Annotated in this window: 26 protein-coding genes; 16 read left to right on the plus strand and 10 right to left on the minus strand. The window is 72.2% G+C overall.

Annotated elements, in window-relative coordinates:
• Window positions 1–13 precede the first annotated feature (13 nt).
• A complete protein-coding gene (gene recQ / locus ACWEVP_RS23820) occupies window positions 14–1849 on the plus strand; it encodes a DNA helicase RecQ (protein ID WP_452064766.1) in 1836 nt (611 codons plus the stop codon).
• Window position 1850: 1 nt separating this feature from the next.
• Here the strand turns inward: recQ and ACWEVP_RS23825 are convergent, their stop codons facing one another.
• Window positions 1851–2063 (minus strand): antitoxin, encoded by a 213-nt coding sequence (locus ACWEVP_RS23825; protein WP_452064767.1) that lies wholly within the window; start codon window positions 2061–2063, stop codon window positions 1851–1853.
• Window positions 2064–2200: 137 nt separating this feature from the next.
• On the opposite strand from ACWEVP_RS23825, the gene add reads away from it, so the two are divergent.
• Entirely contained in the window at window positions 2201–3166 is a 966-nt protein-coding gene (gene add / locus ACWEVP_RS23830; RefSeq protein ID WP_452064768.1) for an adenosine deaminase, read from the plus strand.
• Here the strand turns inward: add and ACWEVP_RS23835 are convergent.
• On the minus strand, window positions 3144–4508 hold the full coding sequence (locus ACWEVP_RS23835) for a vWA domain-containing protein (protein WP_452064769.1): 1365 nt from the start codon (window positions 4506–4508) through the stop codon (window positions 3144–3146). The two genes, add and ACWEVP_RS23835, sit on opposite strands and share 23 nt — an antisense overlap.
• The gene (locus tag ACWEVP_RS23840) at window positions 4505–5386 is read right to left on the minus strand and encodes an AAA family ATPase (protein WP_452064770.1); all 882 of its coding nucleotides are present in this window, start codon (window positions 5384–5386) and stop codon (window positions 4505–4507) included. The genes ACWEVP_RS23835 and ACWEVP_RS23840 overlap by 4 nt, the downstream gene beginning before the upstream one ends.
• Window positions 5387–5449: 63 nt before the next feature.
• Here ACWEVP_RS23840 and mgrA point away from each other — a divergent pair, with 63 nt between their 5' ends.
• The 3 genes from mgrA to ACWEVP_RS23855 are packed head-to-tail and all read left to right on the plus strand — an operon-like array spanning window position 5450 to window position 7664.
• Window positions 5450–6478: an L-glyceraldehyde 3-phosphate reductase gene (gene mgrA, locus ACWEVP_RS23845; protein WP_452064771.1), complete on the plus strand. Its 1029-nt coding sequence runs from the start codon at window positions 5450–5452 to the stop codon at window positions 6476–6478.
• Between the two features lie 50 nt (window positions 6479–6528).
• The gene (locus ACWEVP_RS23850; RefSeq protein WP_452064772.1) at window positions 6529–7392 is read left to right on the plus strand and encodes an LLM class flavin-dependent oxidoreductase; all 864 of its coding nucleotides are present in this window, start codon (window positions 6529–6531) and stop codon (window positions 7390–7392) included.
• Window positions 7389–7664, plus strand: a complete 276-nt coding sequence (locus tag ACWEVP_RS23855; protein ID WP_452064773.1) for a cyclic-phosphate processing receiver domain-containing protein — start codon at window positions 7389–7391, stop codon at window positions 7662–7664. The genes ACWEVP_RS23850 and ACWEVP_RS23855 overlap by 4 nt, the downstream gene beginning before the upstream one ends.
• Here the strand turns inward: ACWEVP_RS23855 and ACWEVP_RS23860 are convergent.
• Window positions 7661–8212, minus strand: coding sequence for a sigma-70 family RNA polymerase sigma factor (locus ACWEVP_RS23860; RefSeq protein WP_452064774.1), 552 nt, complete (start codon window positions 8210–8212; stop codon window positions 7661–7663). The two genes, ACWEVP_RS23855 and ACWEVP_RS23860, sit on opposite strands and share 4 nt — an antisense overlap.
• Here ACWEVP_RS23860 and ACWEVP_RS23865 point away from each other — a divergent pair.
• Window positions 8211–8540: a hypothetical protein gene (locus tag ACWEVP_RS23865; protein ID WP_452064775.1), complete on the plus strand. Its 330-nt coding sequence runs from the start codon at window positions 8211–8213 to the stop codon at window positions 8538–8540. The two genes, ACWEVP_RS23860 and ACWEVP_RS23865, sit on opposite strands and share 2 nt — an antisense overlap.
• The gene (locus ACWEVP_RS23870) at window positions 8516–8965 is read left to right on the plus strand and encodes a hypothetical protein (RefSeq protein WP_452064776.1); all 450 of its coding nucleotides are present in this window, start codon (window positions 8516–8518) and stop codon (window positions 8963–8965) included. The genes ACWEVP_RS23865 and ACWEVP_RS23870 overlap by 25 nt, the downstream gene beginning before the upstream one ends.
• 31 nt (window positions 8966–8996) lie before the next feature.
• Here ACWEVP_RS23870 and ACWEVP_RS23875 read toward each other — a convergent pair whose 3' ends face one another.
• The gene (locus ACWEVP_RS23875) at window positions 8997–9509 is read right to left on the minus strand and encodes a PadR family transcriptional regulator (protein WP_452064777.1); all 513 of its coding nucleotides are present in this window, start codon (window positions 9507–9509) and stop codon (window positions 8997–8999) included.
• Window positions 9510–9599: 90 nt separating this feature from the next.
• On the opposite strand from ACWEVP_RS23875, the gene ACWEVP_RS23880 reads away from it, so the two are divergent.
• Both ACWEVP_RS23880 and ACWEVP_RS23885 read left to right on the plus strand, forming a co-directional pair.
• Entirely contained in the window at window positions 9600–10160 is a 561-nt protein-coding gene (locus ACWEVP_RS23880) for a hypothetical protein (RefSeq protein ID WP_452064778.1), read from the plus strand.
• The gene (locus ACWEVP_RS23885) at window positions 10157–11437 is read left to right on the plus strand and encodes a carotenoid oxygenase family protein (RefSeq protein ID WP_452064779.1); all 1281 of its coding nucleotides are present in this window, start codon (window positions 10157–10159) and stop codon (window positions 11435–11437) included. Before ACWEVP_RS23880 ends, ACWEVP_RS23885 begins: the two co-directional genes overlap by 4 nt.
• A gap of 4 nt (window positions 11438–11441) precedes the next feature.
• On the opposite strand, the gene ACWEVP_RS23890 is transcribed toward ACWEVP_RS23885, so the two are convergent.
• Complete coding sequence (locus ACWEVP_RS23890) at window positions 11442–12182, minus strand: DUF427 domain-containing protein (protein ID WP_452064780.1); 741 nt, start codon at window positions 12180–12182, stop codon at window positions 11442–11444.
• A 142-nt stretch (window positions 12183–12324) separates the two neighbouring features.
• Between ACWEVP_RS23890 and ACWEVP_RS23895 the strand changes: the two genes are divergently transcribed.
• Both ACWEVP_RS23895 and ACWEVP_RS23900 read left to right on the plus strand, forming a co-directional pair.
• Complete coding sequence (locus tag ACWEVP_RS23895) at window positions 12325–13482, plus strand: ROK family protein (RefSeq protein WP_452064781.1); 1158 nt, start codon at window positions 12325–12327, stop codon at window positions 13480–13482.
• Window positions 13483–13685: 203 nt separating this feature from the next.
• Window positions 13686–14021 carry a hypothetical protein gene (locus ACWEVP_RS23900; protein ID WP_452064782.1) on the plus strand — a complete coding sequence of 112 codons (336 nt, stop codon included), beginning with the start codon at window positions 13686–13688 and terminating at the stop codon, window positions 14019–14021.
• A 10-nt stretch (window positions 14022–14031) separates the two neighbouring features.
• Here ACWEVP_RS23900 and ACWEVP_RS23905 read toward each other — a convergent pair whose 3' ends face one another.
• Window positions 14032–14496: a pyridoxamine 5'-phosphate oxidase family protein gene (locus tag ACWEVP_RS23905; RefSeq protein ID WP_452064783.1), complete on the minus strand. Its 465-nt coding sequence runs from the start codon at window positions 14494–14496 to the stop codon at window positions 14032–14034.
• Here ACWEVP_RS23905 and ACWEVP_RS23910 point away from each other — a divergent pair.
• Entirely contained in the window at window positions 14495–14971 is a 477-nt protein-coding gene (locus tag ACWEVP_RS23910) for a MarR family winged helix-turn-helix transcriptional regulator (protein ID WP_452064784.1), read from the plus strand. The genes ACWEVP_RS23905 and ACWEVP_RS23910 overlap by 2 nt on opposite strands.
• A gap of 51 nt (window positions 14972–15022) precedes the next feature.
• Window positions 15023–15337: a nuclear transport factor 2 family protein gene (locus ACWEVP_RS23915; protein ID WP_452064785.1), complete on the plus strand. Its 315-nt coding sequence runs from the start codon at window positions 15023–15025 to the stop codon at window positions 15335–15337.
• Here ACWEVP_RS23915 and ACWEVP_RS23920 read toward each other — a convergent pair.
• Window positions 15321–15827, minus strand: a complete 507-nt coding sequence (locus tag ACWEVP_RS23920) for a PaaI family thioesterase (RefSeq protein WP_452064786.1) — start codon at window positions 15825–15827, stop codon at window positions 15321–15323. The genes ACWEVP_RS23915 and ACWEVP_RS23920 overlap by 17 nt on opposite strands.
• 123 nt (window positions 15828–15950) lie before the next feature.
• On the opposite strand from ACWEVP_RS23920, the gene ACWEVP_RS23925 reads away from it, so the two are divergent.
• From ACWEVP_RS23925 to ACWEVP_RS23935, 3 genes are read left to right on the plus strand one after another with little or no spacing between them, the layout of a single operon-like run.
• Window positions 15951–16319: an ArsR/SmtB family transcription factor gene (locus ACWEVP_RS23925; protein WP_452064787.1), complete on the plus strand. Its 369-nt coding sequence runs from the start codon at window positions 15951–15953 to the stop codon at window positions 16317–16319.
• A gap of 9 nt (window positions 16320–16328) precedes the next feature.
• Window positions 16329–17057: an HAD family hydrolase gene (locus tag ACWEVP_RS23930; protein WP_452064788.1), complete on the plus strand. Its 729-nt coding sequence runs from the start codon at window positions 16329–16331 to the stop codon at window positions 17055–17057.
• On the plus strand, window positions 17057–19465 hold the full coding sequence (locus tag ACWEVP_RS23935) for a glycoside hydrolase family 65 protein (protein ID WP_452064789.1): 2409 nt from the start codon (window positions 17057–17059) through the stop codon (window positions 19463–19465). Before ACWEVP_RS23930 ends, ACWEVP_RS23935 begins: the two co-directional genes overlap by 1 nt.
• Before the next feature lie 4 nt (window positions 19466–19469).
• Here ACWEVP_RS23935 and ACWEVP_RS23940 read toward each other — a convergent pair whose 3' ends face one another.
• Entirely contained in the window at window positions 19470–19652 is a 183-nt protein-coding gene (locus tag ACWEVP_RS23940) for a hypothetical protein (protein WP_452064790.1), read from the minus strand.
• Between the two features lie 40 nt (window positions 19653–19692).
• Window positions 19693–20637 carry a Ppx/GppA phosphatase family protein gene (locus ACWEVP_RS23945; RefSeq protein WP_452064791.1) on the minus strand — a complete coding sequence of 315 codons (945 nt, stop codon included), beginning with the start codon at window positions 20635–20637 and terminating at the stop codon, window positions 19693–19695.
• Between the last annotated feature and the right edge of the window lie 164 nt (window positions 20638–20801).

Consider the following 20801-nt stretch of genomic DNA (forward strand, 5'->3'; position numbering starts at 1 on the left):
TATAGTCGGCCGGGTGGCAGACACCGATCTCGCGACCGTGTCCGACGCGCTGGAGACCCTCCGGCGCGTGTTCGGCTACGACAGCTTCCGCGGCGACCAGGCGGCGATCGTCGAGCACGTGGTCGCCGGCGGCGACGCGCTCGTGCTGATGCCCACCGGTGGCGGGAAGTCGTTGTGCTACCAGATTCCCGCGCTGGTGCGGCCGGGGGTCGGCGTGGTGGTCTCGCCGCTGATCGCGCTGATGCAGGACCAGGTCGACGCGCTGCGCAACGCCGGCGTCCGCGCCGGGTTCCTCAACTCCACGCAGGACTACGCGGCCCGCCAGGAGACCGAGGCGGCGTTCCTCGCCGGCGAGCTCGACCTGCTCTACCTGGCGCCGGAACGGCTGTCGATGGAGTCCACCGCGCGGCTGTTCGACCGCGGGAAGATCGCCCTGTTCGCGATCGACGAAGCGCACTGCGTCTCCCAGTGGGGCCACGACTTCCGGCCGGAGTACCTGGCGCTGTCCTCACTGCACGAACGCTGGCCGGACGTGCCGCGGATCGCGCTGACCGCGACGGCGACCGAAGCCACCCACCAGGAGATCTCGGCGCGGCTGAAGCTCGACGAAGCCCGCCACTTCGTCGCCAGCTTCGACCGGCCGAACATCCAGTACCGGATCGTCGGCAAGAACTCGCCGCAGCGGCAGCTGCTCGAACTGCTGCAGACCGAGCACAAGGGCGACGCGGGGATCGTCTACTGCCTGTCCCGGAACTCGGTCGAGAAGACCGCGGAGTTCCTGGTGCAGAACGGGATCCCGGCGGTGCCGTACCACGCGGGCCTCGACGCGCGCACCCGCGCGAAGCACCAGTCGCGGTTCCTGCGCGAGGACGGCCTGACCGTGGTCGCGACGATCGCGTTCGGGATGGGCATCGACAAACCGGACGTCCGGTTCGTGGCGCACCTCGACCTGCCGAAGTCCGTCGAGGGCTACTACCAGGAGACCGGGCGCGCGGGCCGGGACGGGCTGCCGTCCACCGCGTGGCTGGCGTACGGGCTGCAGGACGTCGTGCAGCAGCGCAAGATGATCGACACGTCCGAGGGCGACGAGGCGCACCGGCGGCGGCAGGCCGCGAACCTGAACGCGATGCTCGCGCTGTGCGAGACGGTCGAATGCCGGCGCGTGCAGATCCTCAACTACTTCGGCCAGAAGGCCGAGCCCTGCGGCAACTGCGACACGTGCCTGAACCCGCCGGAGAAGTGGGACGGCACGATCCCGGCGCAGAAACTGCTCTCGACGGTCGTGCGGCTGCGCAACGAGCGGCGGCAGAAGTTCGGCGCGGGCCAGGTGATCGACATCCTGCTCGGCAAGTCGACACCGAAGGTCACGCAGTTCCAGCACGACACGCTCAAGACGTTCGGCATCGGCACCGAGCTGCGCGAGCCGGAGTGGCGGGCGGTGGTCCGGCAGCTGCTGGCCCAGGGGCTGCTGGCCGTCGAAGGCGACTACGGCTCGCTGGTGCTCACCGAAGCCAGTGCCGAGGTGCTGGGCGGTGACCGCGAAGTGCTGCTGCGCCGCGAGCCCGAGCGCGCCGCGGCCGCCCGGGTCCGCAGCACGCGGAAGGCCGCCCCCACGGCGGACATGCCGGCGGAGGCGGCCCCGCTGTTCGAGCGCCTGCGTGCCTGGCGGGCGAGCGTCGCGAAAGAGCAGGGCGTGCCCGCGTACGTCATCTTCCACGACGCGACCCTGCGTCAGATCGCGACGCAACGACCGTCGTCGCTGGCCGCGCTGGGCACGGTCAGCGGCGTCGGCGAGAACAAGCTCGCCAAGTACGGCGAAGGCGTCCTCGAGGTGCTGACGGCGGAGTGACCTACCGGGCGGCCGGTCCCGGCCGTCCGTCCGGCCCGGTCACGGAATTGACCTTGCGGACCGCGCCGGCGATCCGGTCGTGGTACTTCCCCTTGGTCTTGTCGTCGACGAACTTGGCGGCCTTGCCGACGTACTGGTTCACCTTTTCGGGGTTCTTCTTGGCGTAGGCACGGGCCGCGCCCGCGGCCCCGGCCAACATGGTCAGTCTGCGCATCAACGGCACGGTGGTCCTCCCTCATCGGGTTTCGGTCATCCTGACAACGCGGACGAACCACCCGAAGGTTCCCCGTGTGACGGCGGCCAAACAAATTGCCGCGCGAGCGGGCCCCGGCGGCCTCTAGGGTCGGGCTCATGCGCGACCTGGCGGCCTTGCCGAAGGCCCACCTGCACGTCCACCTCGAGAGCACGATCCGGCCGGGCACGCTCCGCGAACTAGGCGAGGCGAACGGCGTCGCCGTCCCGGCCGAACCGCCGGAGTTCGACGGCTTTCGCGCGTTCGCCGACTACAACGCGCTCGTCCGGGCCTGCCTCCAGCAGCCCGGGGACTTCGAGCGCATCGCCCGCGAGTACTGCGAAGACGAGCTCGCCCAAGGCACGCGCTACGCCGAAGTCACGTTCACCGCGGCCTCGCACGGGGAACGATTGGGCGACCTCGAAATGCCGCTGGAGTCCGTCCTCAAGGGACTGTCCGGGCTCGAAACCCGGCTCGTGCTGGACCACTCCCGGCGGCGCTCGGTCGAGCGCGCCGAGCGCACCCTCGACCTCGCCCTGAAGTACGACGAAGTCTTCGCGATCGGCATGGCGGGCGAGGAAAACCACTCGCTCCGTCCTTTCGCGACGATCTTCGAGCGCGCCCGCGCGGCCGGCATCCACCTGCTGCACCACACCGGCGAGGACGCCGGCCCGGACAGCATCCGCGAAGCCCTCGAAGTCGGCCGCACCGAGCGGCTCGGCCACGGCATCCGCGTCCTCGACGACCCCGCGCTCGTCCGGGAGGTGCGCGACCGCGGCCTGGCCCTGGAGGTCTGCCCGTCGTCGAACGTGACGCTCGGGCTGGTCCCGTCCCTGCGCGAGCACCCGCTCCCCCGGCTTGTCGAAGCGGGTCTGCCGGTCACGCTCAACACCGACGTCCCGTCGGTCACCGGCGCGAACCTGGCCACGGAGTACGCGCGCGTCCGCGACGCCTTCGGTTACGACGACGCCGCGATGGCCGGCTTCGCGAGGGCGAGCGTCAACGCGTCCTTCGCACCCGAAGCGACGAAGGAGCGGATGCTGCGGGACATCGACGCGTGGCTCACACCGGCAGCAGGCGGGTGACCAGCGTGCCGAGCTGGTGCACCGTGCGGCACTCGTGCATCTCGACGACCTCGGCGTACTCCAGCGCCGCCGAGTCGCCGGTCGACCACAGCGAGCGCCGCTCGGGGTTCAGCCAGTAGACGTGCCGGGCACGGGCCTTGATCTCGCGTACGGCGCCGAGGTTGGGGTCACCGCCGTTGGTGCGGGCGTCGCCGAGGATCAGCACCGACGTGCGCGGGCCGACCGCGTCGAGCCAGTTCGCGGTGAACTGACGCAGGGAACCGCCGTAGTCGCTGTGGCCGTCCCAGCGCACCAGCGCCGCTTCGGACAGCATGCGCGCGCCCAGGTGCTCGGGGTCGGCCGCGCCGGTCGTGACCAGGTGGGTGACCTCGTCCGCGCTGTCGACGAACGCGAACACGCGGATTTTGCTGAACTGGTCGCGCAGCGCCTGCACCAGCAGCATCGTGAAGTTCGCGAACCCGGCCACCGAGCCGGACAGGTCGCACAGCAGCACGATCTCCGGCCGGCCGGGCCGCCGGTGGCGGTAGGCCGGGCGCACCGGGACCCCACCGGTCGACAGCGACCGCCGCAGCGTGCGGCGCAGGTCGATCTGCCCGCGCGTCATCCGGCGGCGGCGCGCGGCCAACCGGGTCGCCAGCTTGCGGGACAGCGGCTGGATCGTGCGCCGCAGCTCGGCGAGCTGGGTGCGGCTGGCGATGAGGAAGTCGACGCGGTCCGGCGACGGCGCGATCGCGTGCTTGGCGACGCGCTCGCGGCCGCGGACCTCGGCCGCGCGGCGGCGGGCCTCGGTGCGGACCCGGCCGCGGAAGCCTTCGACGCGGCGGCGGATCTCGTCGCGGTCGAGCCGGTCGGTGAACTCGCCGCGCGCGCCCCCGCCGCGCACCGCGGCCAGCACCCGCGCGATGAGCGTCTGGGGCTGGAGCCGCTCCAGCGTCTGGTGGGCCGAAAAGCCGCCGCCGGGTCCGGACGCCGAGCCGTACTGGCCCAGCATGTCGACCGCGAGCCCGGCGAGCTGGGCCAGCGCCTGCTGGTCGCCGTCCGCCAGCGCGGCGGCCAGCTCTTCGCGCAGTTCTTCCAGCGTCGACGGCTCTTCGCGGGCCCGCTCGGGCGCGCCGACCCCGGCCGGGAAGTACAGGTCGAACGCGGCGTCGAAGACCGCGCGCTGCCCGCCGCGCCGGACCAGCGCCGCGGCCAGGCCCTCCCGGACCAGCGAACGGTCGTCCATGCCGAGGACTTCCAGCGCGGCCGCGGCGTCGACCGTCTCGGCGGGGCCGGCCGGGATGCCCTGGGCCCGCAGGGCCCGCACGAACGACGCGAGCCGCTCCGGCACGCCGCCGGTCACGACGCGTCCAGGACCTGTTCGAGCTTCAGGCCGGCGCCGGCCTTCGCGATGTCGTCCTGGTGCTTCAGGACGACGCCGAGGCTCTCCCGCACGACGTGCTCGTCGAGGGCCGAGGCGCCCAGCGCGAGGAGCGTGCGCGCCCAGTCGATGGTCTCGGCGACCGAAGGCAGCTTGCGCAGGTCCATCGCGCGCAGGGCGGCGATCACCCGGACGACGGAATCCGCGAGCGCGGCGTCGATGCCGGGCACCTTGAGCCGGACGATGTCCCGCTCGAGCTCTTCGTCCGGGAAGTCGATGTGCAGGAACAGGCAGCGGCGGCGCAGGGCCTCGGACAGCTCGCGCGTCGCGTTGGAGGTCAGCACGGCGAACGGCGCGCGCGTGGCGGTGATCGTGCCCAGCTCCGGCACGGTGACCTGGAAGTCGCCGAGCACCTCCAGCAACAGGCCCTCGACCTCCATGTCGGCCTTGTCGGTCTCGTCGATCAGCAGCACGGTCGGCTCGTCCGACGAGATCGCCGTCAGCAGCGGGCGGCGCAGCAGGAACTCCTCGCCGAAGATGTCGGTGCGCGCGGCCTCCCACGTCTCGTCGCGGCCGGCGGTGATCCGCAGCAGCTGCTTCGCGTGGTTCCACTCGTACAGCGCGCGGGCCTCGTCGATGCCTTCGTAGCACTGCAGGCGCACCAGCCGCGAGCCGCTGACCTGCGCGACGGCCTTGGCGAGCTCGGTCTTGCCGACGCCGGCTGGGCCCTCGACCAGCAGCGGCTTGCCGAGCCGGTCGGCGAGGAACACCGTGGTCGCCACGGCCGTCGACGCCAGGTAACCGGCTTCGGCCAGCTTGGCCGACACGTCGTCGACGGAGGTGAAGAATCCGGTGCCCACCACGTGCCTCCTAAGCGGTCGCTCACCAGGAGCGTACCCGACGAGCGGGCTAGCATCGGCCGCGTGACCTACGTTGCCGCTTCCGGCCGATACGAAACGATCCCCTACCGCCGCTGCGGGCGTTCCGGGCTCAAGCTGCCCGCGATCTCGCTCGGGCTGTGGCACAACTTCGGCCACGACCGGCCGCTGCAGACCCAGCGCGACATCACCCGCCGCGCGTTCGACCTCGGCATCACGCACTTCGACCTGGCCAACAACTACGGCCCGCCCTACGGCTCGGCGGAGGAGAACTTCGGGCGGCTGCTGGCCACCGACTTCAAGCCCTACCGCGACGAGCTGGTGATCTCGACCAAGGCCGGCTACGACATGTGGCCCGGCCCGTACGGCGAGTGGGGCTCCCGCAAGTACCTGCTGTCCTCACTGGACCAGTCGCTCGGGCGGATGGGCCTGGACTACGTCGACATCTTCTACTCCCACCGGTTCGACCCCGAGACTCCCCTGGAGGAGACGGTCGGCGCGCTCGACTCCGCCGTCCGCGCCGGGAAAGCGCTTTACGTCGGGATTTCGTCGTACAGCTCGGAGCGGACCGCCGAGGCCGCGCGGCTGCTGCGCGAGCTCGGCACGCCGCTGCTGATCCACCAGCCGTCGTACTCGATGCTGAACCGCTGGATCGAAGAGGACGGGCTCCTCGACACCCTCGAGGAGGCGGGCGCGGGCTGCATCGCGTTCTCGCCGCTCGCGCAGGGGCTGCTGACCGACAAGTACCTGAAGGGCGTCCCGGCGGATTCGCGGGCGGCGCAGGGGAAGTCGCTCGACCCGGACACCCTGGACGAGAACCGCCTGAACCGCGTCCGCGCGCTCAACGACATCGCGGGCCGCCGCGGCCAGTCGCTGGCGCAGCTGGCGCTGGCGTGGGCGTTGCGCGACAGCCGCGTGACGTCGGTGCTGATCGGCGCCAGCAGCGTCAAGCAGCTGGAGGACAACGTCGGCGCGCTCGGCAACCTGGAGTTCTCGTCCGAGGAGCTGACCGAGATCGACGGCCACGCCACCGACGCGGACATCAACCTCTGGAAGCGGTCCTCGGACGCCTGAGACCCGGCGGCGGGACGCGGCGCGCGTCCCGCCGTTTCTCGGCCTGACGTTTGACCGTCTACCTGCACTGGAAGAACCGCGAGGAGCTGTTCCTCGCCGTCCTGCTCCGGGAGTCCGTGCGCGGCATCGAGGACCTCGTCCGGGCGGTCGACGCCGATCCGCTCGCCGCGCGGCTGTCGACGCTGACCGAGCTCCAGTACGCCAACGTGCTGGGGCGGCCGCTGCTGCGCGCGGGGCACGCCGACGACGCCGGCACGCTCGGGAAGCTCCTGCCGAAGCTGCACGCCAAGCTCGACCCGCGCCACGACGAGGCGTTCGTCGAGTACCTCGAACTGCTGGCGGCGAACGACCTGCTGCGCACCGACCGGCCCGCCCGGGACCTCGCCGTCGCCTACCGGGCGGTGCTGCACGGGTTCCTCGTCGGGACTCCCCCGCCGCCGCCCGCCCTGATCGCCGACACCGTCGCGCACGCCTTCGAGCCGGTCGCCGTCTCGACGATGCGGCTGCGGGCGATCGCGCCGCGGGTGGTCGCGCTCTTCACCGAATCCGCCGCGCTCGACCGGAAGCAACGCGGCGGCTGGGACGCGCTCACGGCGTTGCCCGCGACCGGCGTTCCGGTCCACCTCGGCGTCGGGCTGAGCCACCGGTACATCGTCGAGCGGGAGTTCGGGTACTCCTACGACCGCCCGCTGCGGCGCCTGCGCGAGTACCTCGAAGCCCTGAACCCGTTGCTGCGCGGGGATAAGGCGGACGTCCACGGCGATTCCCTGACGGCGGCGGGCGAGCTGGCCGACGGCGTGATCACGACGTGGGCCGGCCCGCGGGCGATCGGCGAGTTCGTGGTGCCGGCGCTCGGCACCGGCCGGCGGGTGGTGACCGGCCAGGCCCGCACCCGCGAACTGCCGGCGCCGTGACCGGCCTCTGGGTGGACGACCTGCGGCCGGCCCCGCCGGGCTGGACGTGGGCGAAGACGAGCGCGGCGGCGATCGAGCTCCTCGGCCGCGAGGAGTTCACCGCGATCTCCCTCGACCACGACCTGGGCGGCGACGACACGACCCGCCCGGTGGTCTTGTGGCTGTGCGAAAACGACCGCTGGCCGCCGGAAGTGCGGGTCCACACCGCGAACCCGGTGGGCCGGGAGTGGCTCGTCGGGATGGCGCGCCGCTACGGGCCGGGCGTCCGCTAACCGGCGCCGCGGGCGCGCCGGGCCTGGATCAGGTCGTCGCGGGCGCGGGCGACGCGGGAGCGGACCGTGCCGACCGGGCAGCCGCAGACGTCGGCGGCCTCGGCGTAGGACAGGCCGAGGACCTGGGTCAGGACGAGGACTTCGCGCCGCTCCGGCTCGAGGCCGTCGAGCAGCAGGCCCAGCTCGACGAGCTCCTCGAAGCCGGCCGCGGGGTCGCGGGTGCGCTCGGCGGCGGCTTCCCAGTCGGTGTCGGCGATCTTGGGGCGGGCACCGGCGGCGCGGATCTGGTCGACGACCACCCGGCGCGCGATCGACAGCAGCCACGTCCGGGACGACGAGCGCCCGGCGAAGCGGCGGAGGCTGCCGAACGCGCGGAGGTAGGTCTCCTGCGTCAGGTCGTCGGCCGCAGCGGGGTCGGTGAGGTGGGCGAGGAAGCGCCAGACGTCGGCCTGCGTCGCGCGGACCCACTCGTCGAGGGCGCGCCGGTCGCCGCGGCCGGCGGCCATGGCCAGGCTGGTGACGCGTTCGTCGTCCTCACCGCGGGTCATGGTCCGGAACCTAGCAGTCACCGGGAACCTCCGGGACCCGCCGTCCGACTACTGGGAGGTGAAGTGCGAGGAGTGCCGCGAAGGGCTTTCGGCGCGGCTGGACGGCGAGGACGAGCCGGCGGGCGTCGACCGGCACCTGGACGGCTGCGCGGCGTGCCGCGAGTGGTTCGCGGCCGCGGCCGGTCTGCGCCGGGCGATGGTGCTGCGCCCGGCGCCGCCGGTCCCGGACCTCACGGCGGCGATCCTCGAGCGGACGCCGGCGCCGTCCGGCGAGGGCTGGGGCCGCGGATCGCGCTGGCCCTCGTGGCCATCGGGCAGCTCGGCCTAGCGTTCGCGCAGCTGCTGGGCACCGACGGCGGGCACGGCGTCGCCCACCTCGGCCACGAGAGCGGCGCGTGGAACCTGGCGGTGGGCATCGGCCTGCTGACCGCGGTCCTCCGCCCGAAGACGGCGGGCGGCCAGCTGCCGGTGCTGGCCGGGTTCGTCGGGGTGCTGCTGGTGCTGTCGGCGGGCGACCTGGCGGCGGGCCAGGTGACGCTCGCCCGGCTCGCGACCCACGTCCTGGTGGTCTTGGGACTGGTGCTGCTGTGGGTGGTGCACCGCGGTCACCGCGACCACGGCGGCGCACCACTTCCGGCGGCAACGGCCGACGACGGCGGTCCGACGGTCTCCGGATCCACTGTGGACACCCCGGCCGGACGGCCGCGGCCGCGGCCCTTCCGCCGCCAGGCCCACGGCCGGCACGCGGCCTGAGAGAATCGCCGAATAGGACGTTATACGCCGGTCACTCGATCTGCTTGACGGCCCACTCCGCCCACTCCTTCTGCATGACCGAGAAGCGCTTGCCCCACTCCAGGACGAGCCGGCCGTAGACCGACTGGTTGTCGTCCCCCCAGTCGATCGAGCCCTCCAGCTCCTCCAGCCGCTTCTCGCGCTCGCTCCCCGCCTCGCCCATCGTCGCCACGTAGCCGCGGGCCTGCTCCGGTGAGACCGAGCCGAGGAAGTACACGCGCAGCAGGGCGGCACTGCGCGGCGGGCCGCCCGGTCCGACCTCGATCAGCCAGTGCCGCAGCTCGGCGAGCCCGGCGTCGGTGATCTCGTACTCCTTGCGCCCGCGCGGGCCCTCGGCCTGGACGCGGATCATGCCGGCGCTCTCCAGCTTGCCGAGCTCGCCGTAGAGCTGGCTCTGCGTCGCCGGCCAGACGCTGGCCATCGCCCGCTCGAAGCGTTTCAGCAGGTCGTAGCCGCTTCCCGGCTCGTCGGCCAGCATTCCGAGCACCGCGTGTCGAAGGCTCATGCCACCATCATGACATTCCACTCTTGACATGTCGACTCCGCAGCTTCTAGTTTCGACATGTCAAAGTTGGAATGCCGGAAGGATCCCGCCGTGAACTACCTGAAAAGCCTGCTGCCGTGGATAGCGTTCGCCGTGGTCGCGACGCAGTTCGACTGGCGCTGGTCCGGGCTCACCGGCCTGGCGATCTCCGCCGCTCTCTTGCTGCTGGCCCGCCGCGACGGCCGCAAAGCCGACACGCTGATCCTCGAGTGGAGCGGCCTCACCTTCTTCGCGCTGCTCACCGCGGTCGCGTTCGCCTTCCCGTCGTCGCCGCTGAAGACCTACACCGGCGCGCTCACCGATGCCTGGCTGGCGCTCACCGCCTGGGGCTCGCTCGCCATCGGACAGCCGTTCACCCTCGGCATCGCCCGCACGACGACGCCGGAGAAGTTCTGGGACAACCCGATCTTCAAGCGGGTCAACGTGATCATCACGCTCGTCTGGGCGATCAGCTTCACCGTCGGCGGCCTGGCCGGCATCGCGCTGCTGAACTACGCGCCGCACGCGACGGCGGCATTGATCGCGCTCAAGGTCGTCTGCTTCGCGGCCCCCGTCGCCTTCACCATCCGCTACCCGCGCAGCCTGCGCGCCCGCGCCCAGGAAGCCGCATGACGACCTCCGCGTTCCACCTCACCGGCGCCTACGCACCCGTCCACGACGAGCTGACCACGTTCGACCTCCCGGTGACCGGCGCGCTGCCGCCCGAGCTGACCGGCTGGTACCTGCGCAACGGACCCAACCCGCGCGGGGACAGCAAGCACTGGTTCACCGGCGACGGCATGGTCCACGGCGTCCGCCTCGAAGCCGGCCGGGCCGCCTGGTACCGCAACCGGTGGGTGCGCACCGACAGCTTCGCGGACCCGGATCTCGAGCTGTACGACGAAAACGGCACGCGGAACCTGCACGCGAGCGTCGCGAACACCCACGTCGTCAACCACGCCGGCCGCACGCTCGCGCTCGTCGAGTCGTCGCTGCCGTACGAGATCACGACGGACCTCGAGACCGTCGGCGCCTACGACTTCGGCGGCGAGCTGGCCGACTCGATGACCGCGCACCCGAAGATCTGCCCGGTGACCGGGGAGCTGCACTTCTTCGGCTACGGCAGCATCACCGCGCCGCACGTCAGCTACTACCGCGCCGACGCGGCCGGGAAGCTCGTCGCCCAGCAGCCGATCGACGTGCCGGGGCTGACGATGATGCACGACTTCGCGCTGACGAACGAGCACGCGGTGTTCTACGACCTGCCCGTCGTGTTCGACCGGGCGTCGGTCGGCCAGGGCATGCCCTACCGCTGGGACGCCGGCTACGGCGCCCGGCTCGGCGTGCTGCGCCGCGACCGGCCCGGCGCCGGCGTGCGCTGGCTGGCGGTCGAGCCGTGCTACGTCTTCCACACACTCAACGCGTTCGACACCGCGGACGGGCGAATCGTCGTGCACGTCCTGCGCTACGACCACCAGTGGTGGCCCGGCCACGAAGACCCGCCGGCGTTCCTCCACCGGTGGACCCTCGACCTCGCCGCCGGCACGGTGACCGAAGACCGGCTCGACGACCGGCCGGGCGAGTTCCCCCGCATCGACGACCGGCTCACCGGGTCCGACACGCGCTTCGGCCACGTCACCGGCCGCGGAGTCCTGCGTCGCCACGACCTGCACGCGGGCACCTCGGCCGAGCACGTCTTCGGGGCCGGCCGCGTTCCCGGCGAAGCGGTGTTCGTCCCGGCGGAGCACGGCGAAGGCTGGCTGCTCACCTACGTCTACGACGCGGCGGAAGACCGCAGCGACCTCGTCGTGCTCGACGCCGGCACCGTCGCCGCGGCACCGGTCGCCACCGTCCACCTCCCGCACCGCGTTCCCGCGGGCTTCCACGGGAACTGGCTGCCGGACGCCTGAAGGCTCAGGCGAACTTCGTCTTCGGCCGCTCCTGCCGGACGTCGTCGACGTACACGTCGACCTTCTCGTCGAGGAACGCCACCAGACCGGCCGCGCGGGTGCTTTCCGGCAGCGGCGTCGGGTAGCTCCACGCGAGATCGGCGTGCCCGTTCACGTCGAAGTGTTCCGCGGCGCCCTTGTACGGGCAGTGCGTCACCGTGTCGATCTTCTCCAGCAGGTCCATCCGGACGTCCACGCGGGGCAGGTAGTAGCGCGTCGGCAGGCCGGTCTCGAACAGCAGGTGCGGCCGCACGGTGTCGGCGACGGTGACGCCGTCGACCTCGATCCGGACGTGGCGCGAGCTGGGCAGGATGTCGACCCGGACGCCGGGGTCGCGCGGGTGCGTGAAGATCTGTTCGTCCTCTTCGAACCAGTCGAAGGCGCCGAACTCGAAGCGGACGTGGTCCCGCAGCTGTTCGATCGGCGAATCCGGGTATTCCAGCGCGCCGTCCACCGCCTCGGCCCGGCCGACCTTTATCGTCGACAGAACACCTTCTCCGCGGCTGGGCGAGTGCGACGTCCGGCCGGAGGGGGCGAGAACGCCGCTCACGACGTCCGCGCGCGGGATGTAGTACGTGGGGTAGTAGGGAACTTCCCACACCAGAAGGGGGTGCACCGTGTCCGCGACGACCTGCCCGCCGAGGAACACCCGCACCCGCTTCGCGCCTTGTGCCACGCGGACCCGGCCGCGTACCGGAGTGCTCATGCCCCGGTCAACGGGTCCCGAAGCGGGCGTATTCCGGCGAAACCGGGGGCCGGGCGGCTAGCGTGGCAGGAAGCACGAGGACGAGTGGAGGCGGGCACGGGTGGCCGGCGTAGATGCTCCAACGGTCGGGACCCCCGCCGGGATGCGCAAGATCAACCAGCGGGCGGTGCTGGACCTGCTGCGGCGCAGCGGGGCCGCGACCCGGCCGCAGGTGGCGAAGGAAACCGGGCTGTCGAAGCCGACGGTGAGCCAGGCCCTGCTGGCGCTCGAAGCCGCCGGGCTGGCGCGCCCGACCGGGCAGACGTCGACCGGCACCGGCCGCTCGGCCGTGCTGTACGAGGCCGATCCGACCGCGGGGTACGTGCTCGGCGTCGACATCGGGCGCGAGCACATCCGCGTCGCGGTGTCGGACCTGGGCCGCACGATCGTGGCCCGCCGCGACGAGCGCAACAGCGCCCGTTCCGGCGCGGCGCTGGTGACGGCGGTCGGCAAGATCGCGGCTTCGGCGGTCGCGGAAGCTCGGCTGTCGGCCTCCGACATCGTTGTCCGCGTGGTCGGCTCCCCCGGGGTCGCCGACCCGGAGAAGCGCTGCTTCCGGCACGCGCCCAACCTGCCGGGCTGGGGCCGGCCCGGGCTGATCGACGACCTCGAGGCCGCGCTGGGCCCGGATCTGATGGTGGAGAACGACGCGAACCTGACGGCGGTCGGCGAGGGCGAGAGCGGCGCCGCGCGCGGGGCGTCGGTGTTCGGCTGCATCACGATCGGCACGGGCGTCGGCATGGGCATGATGGTCGACGGCCGGGTGTTCCGCGGCGCGACGGGCGCGGCGGGCGAGATCGGCTACCTCCCGTACGGCCGCACCCGGTCGTCGTCCGAGGACGGCGCGCCACCGGCCCGCGGCCACCTGGAGGAGGCGACGGCGGCCCAGTCGGTGGTCCGCGGCGCCCGCGAACTCGGCCTGGGCACGGCGAAATCGGCCCGCGAGGTGTTCCGCCTGGCCCGCGAGGGCGACGAACTGGCGAAGCAGGCGCTGGAGGCGGAAGCGGACCGGCTGGCGTACACGGTGGCCTCGGTGGCGGCGGTGATCGACCCGGAGCTGATCGTCCTGGGCGGCGGGATGGGGACGGCGGCGGATCTGCTGCTGGAGCCGCTGGACCGGGCGCTGCGGGCGTTCACGCCGTTGGTGCCGAAGGTGGTCCAGGGCGAGCTGGGCGAGGACGCGGTGCTGACGGGGGCGATCAGCGTGGGGCTGCGGGCGGCCGAAGGGCTGGTCTTCGACCGCCGGGTCGGAGCGGCTTAGGCCGCGCGGGCGACCGCTCCCCAGCGCGCAATCGACGCGCCGCCGGACGACGCCGTGGCCGTGCTCCGCCGCCCAAGCGACCTCGCCGCCTCGCCGGCCGGCTCGCCGCCGAGCGGGACCTCGCCCCGCCGGGCCGCACCGCCGGCCGCGGTGCCCGGGATGGCGGTAGCCGATCGGCGAGGCCGCCTGCGACCGTGGAGGTCATGGATCCGGAGGCCGATCCGCCCGCGCTGTTCGCGCCGCCCGCGCGGCGCGAACCGTTGGGGGCGTTCCGAAGCCGCCTCACCCACCACCGCCCCGCCGACGGCCCTCCGGGGCCGCCACCGGCTTGGCGTCAGGCCCACGCCGGCGAGCGGGGCCGCACCGCCGCGGGAACGGTGCACCTCGTCACCGGCGAGTGGCTGCCCGCCTGCGGGACCGGCTTGAACAGCTGGGACTACCGCGGGCTCCAGCCGACCGAAGACGAGGTGACTTGCGGCCGGTGCGCGGCCCGCGCCGCCAGGGCGCTGCCTCCCCCGGGACAGCTGCGCTTGTTCTGAGCCGCCTGTTCTAAGCCGCCGCGCGCCAGGCTTCGCCGCCCGTCGAGATCCGCCACGGGGTCAGCTTCAGCACCGTGATCTTCGGGTCCCGGAAGTCTTCGCCGCCCAGGATCTTCGGGTCGTAGCCCAGCGGCTCCGGCGTCGACGCGAACAGCTCCCACAGGTACTTCCGCGCCGGCTCGTCGTCGGCGAACTCCGCCCGGCACTCCGCCACCGCCACCTCGTGCCGCGGGTCCCAATACGAGCACGACACGTACGGCGACGCCGCCAGGTGCGCCACCTTCAGCGGCGTCGGGCGGGTGAACAGCCACCCCGTCAGCCCGTCCGGGCCGTGGTCCCAGATCGGGTGGACCACCCGCGACCGCGGCCGGCCCCGGCCGTCGACGGTCACCAGCGTGCACCAGACGATCCGGTGCGCCACGCGGACGAACGCTCCGGCCAGCTCGGCCGGCACCCTGCTAGATTCCACAACCATGGTTGTGCATCCTAGCACCCTCGACCTCTCCCTCACCGCGCTCTTCGCGGGCTGGGCGATGACCGACGAGGTCCAGCGGCGGCTCACCGGCCACGGCTTCGGCGACCTCCGGTTCAACGACGGCGTCGTGATCCAGCACGTCCTGGCCGCGCCGCTGTCGATCACCGCGCTGGCCGAGCGGATGGGCGTGACCCAGCAGGCCGCGTCGAAGGCCGTCGCCGACCTCGAACGCCGGGGGCTGCTGAGCCGCGAACCCGACCCGGAGGACGCGCGCACCAAGCTGCTGCACCTCACTCCGCACGCTCACCGCGCGGTCGAAGCCACCCGGACGCTCAGAAAAGCACTCCAGGACGAACTGGAGGCGGAGTTCGGCGCGAGCCGGGTCGAGGACGCGCAAGCCTTGCTCGCGGCGATCATCAGCCGCTTCGGCGGCGATGACGCGATCCGCGGGCGACGGGTTCGGCCGCCGCGGTGATTACCTCGCGCGTAATCGACCGCAGCGCCCGCGCCGCCGACCATGAACCCCATGAACGAGAACCGGAAGATCGTCGTCGGCTGCCTGGAAAACCTCTTCGTGCACAAGGACTTCGACGCCGCCAAGGCCGCCCTGCACCCCGGGTTCGTCACCCACAGCCCGGGCCTGCCCGACGGCCGCGACGCCTTCGCCGACGCCGTCAGGAACTCGCCGCTCGCCGGTGCCACCGCCGAGATCCGGCACATCGCCGCCGAGGGTGACCTCGTCATGGTGCACCTGGACGTCGCCGGGACCGCGGTCGTCGACATCCTGCGCGTCGAGGACGGCCTGCTCGTCGAGCACTGGGACGTCAAGCAGCCCGGGTGATCACGCAGGTCCCCGACGCCGTGGCCAGCAGCTTGCCCTCGGCGTCGCGGATCTCCCCTTCGGCGAACGCGATCCGCGAACCCTCCTTCACGACGCGGCCGGTCGCGCGGATTTCGCCGCGGCCCGCGTGGATGGCGCGCAGGTAGCTCACCTTCAGCTCCACCGACGAGTAGCCGACGCCGACCGGCAGCGTCGTGTGCACCGCGCAGCCGACCACCGAGTCCAGCATCGTCGCCGCGACACCGCCGTGGACCATCCCGATCGGGTTGTACAGCGACTCGTCCGGCTCGGCCACCGCGACGACCTCACCGTGGCCGATGTGCTCCCAGCGCAGCCCGAAGTGCGCGGCGATCGGCGGGCCCGGGACGCGCCCCTCGGCGACGGCCGTCAGGTAGTCGAACCCCGACATGGTGGCGCCGAGCCGGGCCGTCGCCAGGGGGTCCTGCCACGTGATGGTCTTCGAACGGACCTGCGCTTCGACGTCGGTCATCCCGGCTCCTCGATTATGACAACTGTCTTAATCGCAGCTTCACCCGCGCGCCCGCCGCCGTCAAGCCGCGCGTGACCCAGGCCACCGGTGGTCCGCCCGCGGAGCGGGTGGAATCATCCGGGGGTGAGCACCGACCGCAAGCTGATCGACCCGGAACGCGTCGCGGCCGCGGTCGACGGGCTGGGCGACCGCGCCGTCATCGACGAATGGGCCCAGCGCTTCTCCGTCGTCGCCGACCCGTCCCGGCTGGCGCTGCTGGTCTCGATCCACTACGCCCGCGAAATCAGCGTCACCGACCTCGCCGCGGTCACCGGGATGACCGACACCGCGGTTTCGCAGGCTCTGCGGCTGCTGCGCGCGCACGGACTGGTCACCACGCAGCGAAGCGGGCGCGTCGTGCGCTACCGGCTCGCCGACGCGACCGTGCACGAACTCATCCATCGGGTGCGCCCGCACCCCCAGGAGTCCTCGCCCGATCAGGGTGACCGGTAGCGTGCTCGCATGACGGGATTGCCCGAGACCATCACCGCCTGCCTGTTCGATCTCGACGGAGTGCTCACCGGTACGGCCGTACTCCACAGCGAAGCCTGGAAACGGACTTTCGACGAGTTTCTGCGCGCCCGCGACGGCGAAGACTTCCGCGAGTTCACCGCGCAGGACTACGCGACCTACGTGGATGGGCGCCCGCGCGCCGACGGAGTCCGCGAATTCCTGCGCTCGCGCGGGATCGAGCTGCCGGAAGGCACCCCCGACGACCCGCCGGACGCCCCGACCGTCAACGGCGTCGGCAACCGCAAGAACGAACTCGTCCTGAAGATCATCGACGAGCGGGGCGTCAGCCCCTACCCCGGCTCGATCCGCTACCTCGAGGCGGTCAAGGCCGCGGGCCTGCGGATCGCCGTCGTGACGTCGTCCGCGAACGGCGCGAAGGTGCTCGACGCCGGTGACCTGAGCAAGTACGTCGAAGCCCGCGTCGACGGGCTCGTCATCCGCGAACGCGGGCTCAAGGGCAAGCCCGCGCCGGACTCGTTCCTGGCCGGCGCCGCGGCGCTCGGCGTCGAACCCGCGCACGCGGCGGTGTTCGAGGACGCCCAGTCCGGCGTCCAGGCCGGCAAGGCCGGCCACTTCGGGTACGTCGTGGGCGTGAACCGGGCCGACCAGGCCGCCGAGCTGAAGGCGCACGGGGCCGACATCGTCGTCGACGACCTCGCCGACCTGCTGGAGGATTGATGACCGAAGAAGAACCCCGCGGCTACGAGTGCTCGCCGTGGGAGCTGCGCTGGCGCGGCATGGACGTCGACGCGCTGCAGCGCACCGAGTCCGCGTTCGCGGTGTCGAACGGGCACATCGGGCTGCGCGGCACGCTCGAGGAAGCCGAGCCGCGCGGGCTGCCCGGCACTTACCTCAACGGCTTCTACGAGCAGCACGAACTCCCGTACGCCGAAGCCGGCTACGGCTACCCCGAAGAAGGCCAGACCGTCGTCAACGTGACCGACGGCAAGATCATCCGGCTGCTGGTCGAGGACGAGCCGCTGGACATGCGCTACGGCGCGGCCACGGCGCACGACCGCGTGCTCGACTTCCGCAAGGGCACGCTGAGCCGGACCACCGAGTGGTCGTCGCCGACCGGGCGGCGCGTGCGCGTGCGCACCGAGCGGCTGGTGTCGTTCACCCAGCGCGCGATCGCCGCGATCCGGTACGAGGTCGAGCCGCTCGACGAGGACCTGCAGCTGGTCGTCCAGTCCGACCTGCTGGCCAACGAGCCGATCGAGTCCGACACCAGCGACCCGCGGGTGGCCGCCGCGCTGAACTCGCCGCTGGTCGGCGAATTCCACCGCGCGTCGGACTACAACGCCGTGCTGGTGCACCAGACCCGCCGCTCCGGGCTGCGGATGGCCGCGGCGATGGACCACAAGATCGAGGTGGACGACGGGATCCGCGCCCGTATCCACTCCGAGGAGGACCTCGCGCGGCTCACCGTCGCGGTCGACGTACCGAAGGGCGGCCGGCTGCGCATCACCAAGTTCCTCGCCTACGGCTGGTCCGCGCAGCGCTCGGTGCCCGCCCTGCGGTCGCAGGTCGAAGCCGCGCTCGCGGGCGCGCGCCAGACCGGCTGGAAGGGCCTGGTCACCGAGCAGCGCCAGTTCCTCGACGACTTCTGGGCCACCTCGGACATCGAGATCGAGGGCGATCCCGAGCTGCAGCAAGCGGTCCGCTTCGCGCTGTTCCACCTCCTGCAGGCCGGGGCCCGCGGCGAAAGCCGCGCGATCGCCGGCAAGGGCCTGACCGGCCCGGGCTACGACGGGCACGCCTTCTGGGACACCGAATCGTTCGTCCTGCCGGTGCTGACCTACACGATGCCGGACGCGGCGCGCGACGCCCTGCGCTGGCGTCATTCCACAATGGACAAAGCGCGGGAACGCGCGCACCAGCTGGGGTTGCGCGGCGCGGCGTTCCCGTGGCGGTCGATCAACGGCGCCGAGTGCTCGGCGTACTGGCCGGCGGGCACGGCCGCGTTCCACGTCAGCGCGGACATCGCCGACGCCGTCCTGCGGTACCTCAACGCGACCGGCGACGAGGAGTTCGAACGCGACTACGGCACCGAGCTGCTGCTGGAAACCGCGCGGCTGTGGGCATCGCTGGGGCACCACGACCGGCACGGCGACTTCCGCATCGACGGCGTCACCGGGCCCGACGAGTACTCCGCCGTGGCGGACAACAACGTCTACACGAACCTGATGGCGCGCCGGAACCTGCTGGCGGCCGCGGAGTCGTGCGAACGGCACCCGGAGGTGGCGGCGCGCTTCGGCGTCGACACTGTCGAGCTGGACTCGTGGCGCGCGGCCGCCGCGGCGATGTACCTGCCCTACGACGAAGAACTCGGCGTGCACCCGCAGTCGGAGGGGTTCCTCGACCACGACGAGTGGGACTACGAGAACACCGACCTGGCGCACTACCCGCTGCTGCTGCACTTCCCGTACTTCGACCTCTACCGCAAACAGGTCGTGAAGCAGGCGGACCTGGTGCTGGCGCTGCACCTGTGCGGCGACTCGTTCAGCCCCGAGGAGAAGGCCCGCGACTTCGCCTACTACGAAGCGAGGACCGTGCGCGACTCCTCGCTGTCGGCGGGGACGCAGGCGGTGGTCGCGGCCGAGGTCGGGCACCTCGACCTGGCCTACGACTACCTCGCCGAAGCGGCGCTGACCGACCTGCACGACGTGCACAACAACGTGCGCAACGGGCTGCACATGGCGTCGCTGGCCGGGGCCTGGCAGGGCGCGGTGGCCGGGTTCGGCGGCCTGCGTGACCACGGCGGGACGCTGGCGTTTGCGCCGCGGCTGCCGGCGCAGCTGGACCGGATCACCTTCCGGCTGATGTTCCGCGGCACGCGGTTCCAGGTCGAGATCGACCGCGACCAGGCGACCTACCACGTGCTGGACGGCGACCCGCTGGAAGTGCTGCACCACGGCGAGCGCATCACGCTCACCGCGGAGCTGCAGCGCTTCGCGATCCCGAAGATCGACGCGGGCGACCCGCCGGTGCAGCCGCCGGGCCGCGCGCCCATGCGGCGCGACTCGGAGAAGGTGCGCCAGTACGCGGAACCGGCGAACCCGATCAGCGAGGTCTACTACGGCTGAGCCGTCACTGCGGGAGGTCGTTCGCGGCCTCCCGCCCGGGTGGGGCCGGGATCTCTTCGGTCCCACCCGGGTTGACGTCGGGATCGGGCGCGGTCGGCACGTCGTGCGTCAGCTGGCCGGGCGTGGGCAGCTTCGGGAGTTCGTCGTCTTCGTCGTCCAGGGCGTGGATGCGCTGCTGCTCGCTCATGCTTTCCGGAATACCCGGTTTTCCCGGCCACGGCCAGGGGTCAGGCGGCGACGCCGTCGGCCGCCTTCTCCCGCGCGCGGTCCTGCAGCGTGAGCAGCAGGCCGTCGCGGGTCGACCAGGGGCAGATCGCCACCTTGCCACCGGCGACCGTCAGCAGCGCCTCCGCCACGATCGCGCCCGCGAGAGCCTGGTGCGCCCGGCTGCGGGAAATGCCGGGCAGCTTCGCGCGCTTCGACGGCGGCAGCGCGGCCAGCCGCGGGATCCAGGCGCGCAGGTCCTCGAGCCGCAGCTCCTTGCACTTGGTGGGCCGGACCCCGGCCAGCCGCGCCAGCTGCTGCAGCACCTTCGAGCAGCCGACGACCGTCGGGTCTTCGACGTCGGCGGCGCCGAGCGTGGTGGTCACGACGTCGAGGGCGTGCGCGCGCAGCGCCTTGACCCGCTTGGCCGAAACGCGCTCGCCGGGCAGCCAGTCGCGGGTCATCGACCGCGCTCCCAGCGGCAACGACCGCGCGAAGGTGGCCCGGTCGCCGCGGCCGGCGGCGAGCTCGACCGTGCCGCCGCCGATGTCGAGCACCAGCAGCGGGCCGGCTTCGGCGCCGTACCAGCGGCGGGTGGCCAGGTAGGTCAGCTCGGCTTCGCGGCGGCCGGAGAGGAACTTCAGCTCGACGCCGGTTTCGCCGGCGACGTGCCGGACGACGGCGGCCGCGTTGGCGGCGTCGCGGATCGAGGACGTCGCGAACGGGAAGACGTCGGTGACGCCGTGGCGGTAGGCGGCCGTCATGCCCGCGGCGACGGCGGTCGTGACCTCGGCGATGCCGCGTTCGGTGAGCCGGCCGCGGTCGTCGAGCGCGCGGTCGAGGCGCAGCCGGGTCTGGTGGTTCAGCACGGGCTCGCGCGGCGAGCCGTCCACCGGGACCACGACCAGGCGGGCGCTGAACGATCCGACGTCCAGTACGCCCACCGCGGGTTCTTCGATTTTTCGCACGACTCGGCGCACCTCACTTCCGCCCCGGTGGATAACCCCAGTTCGACAGTCCGAAACCGGCAATTTAACCGGAGTTCGCGGCCGTTCGCCGGGAATTGTCGGATTTACCTCGTCCGGATGTGCTTTGTTGACGCGAAGGTCACAGTGAGATAACCCGATTGAGT

The organism is Amycolatopsis sp. NPDC003865 (assembly GCF_053605345.1).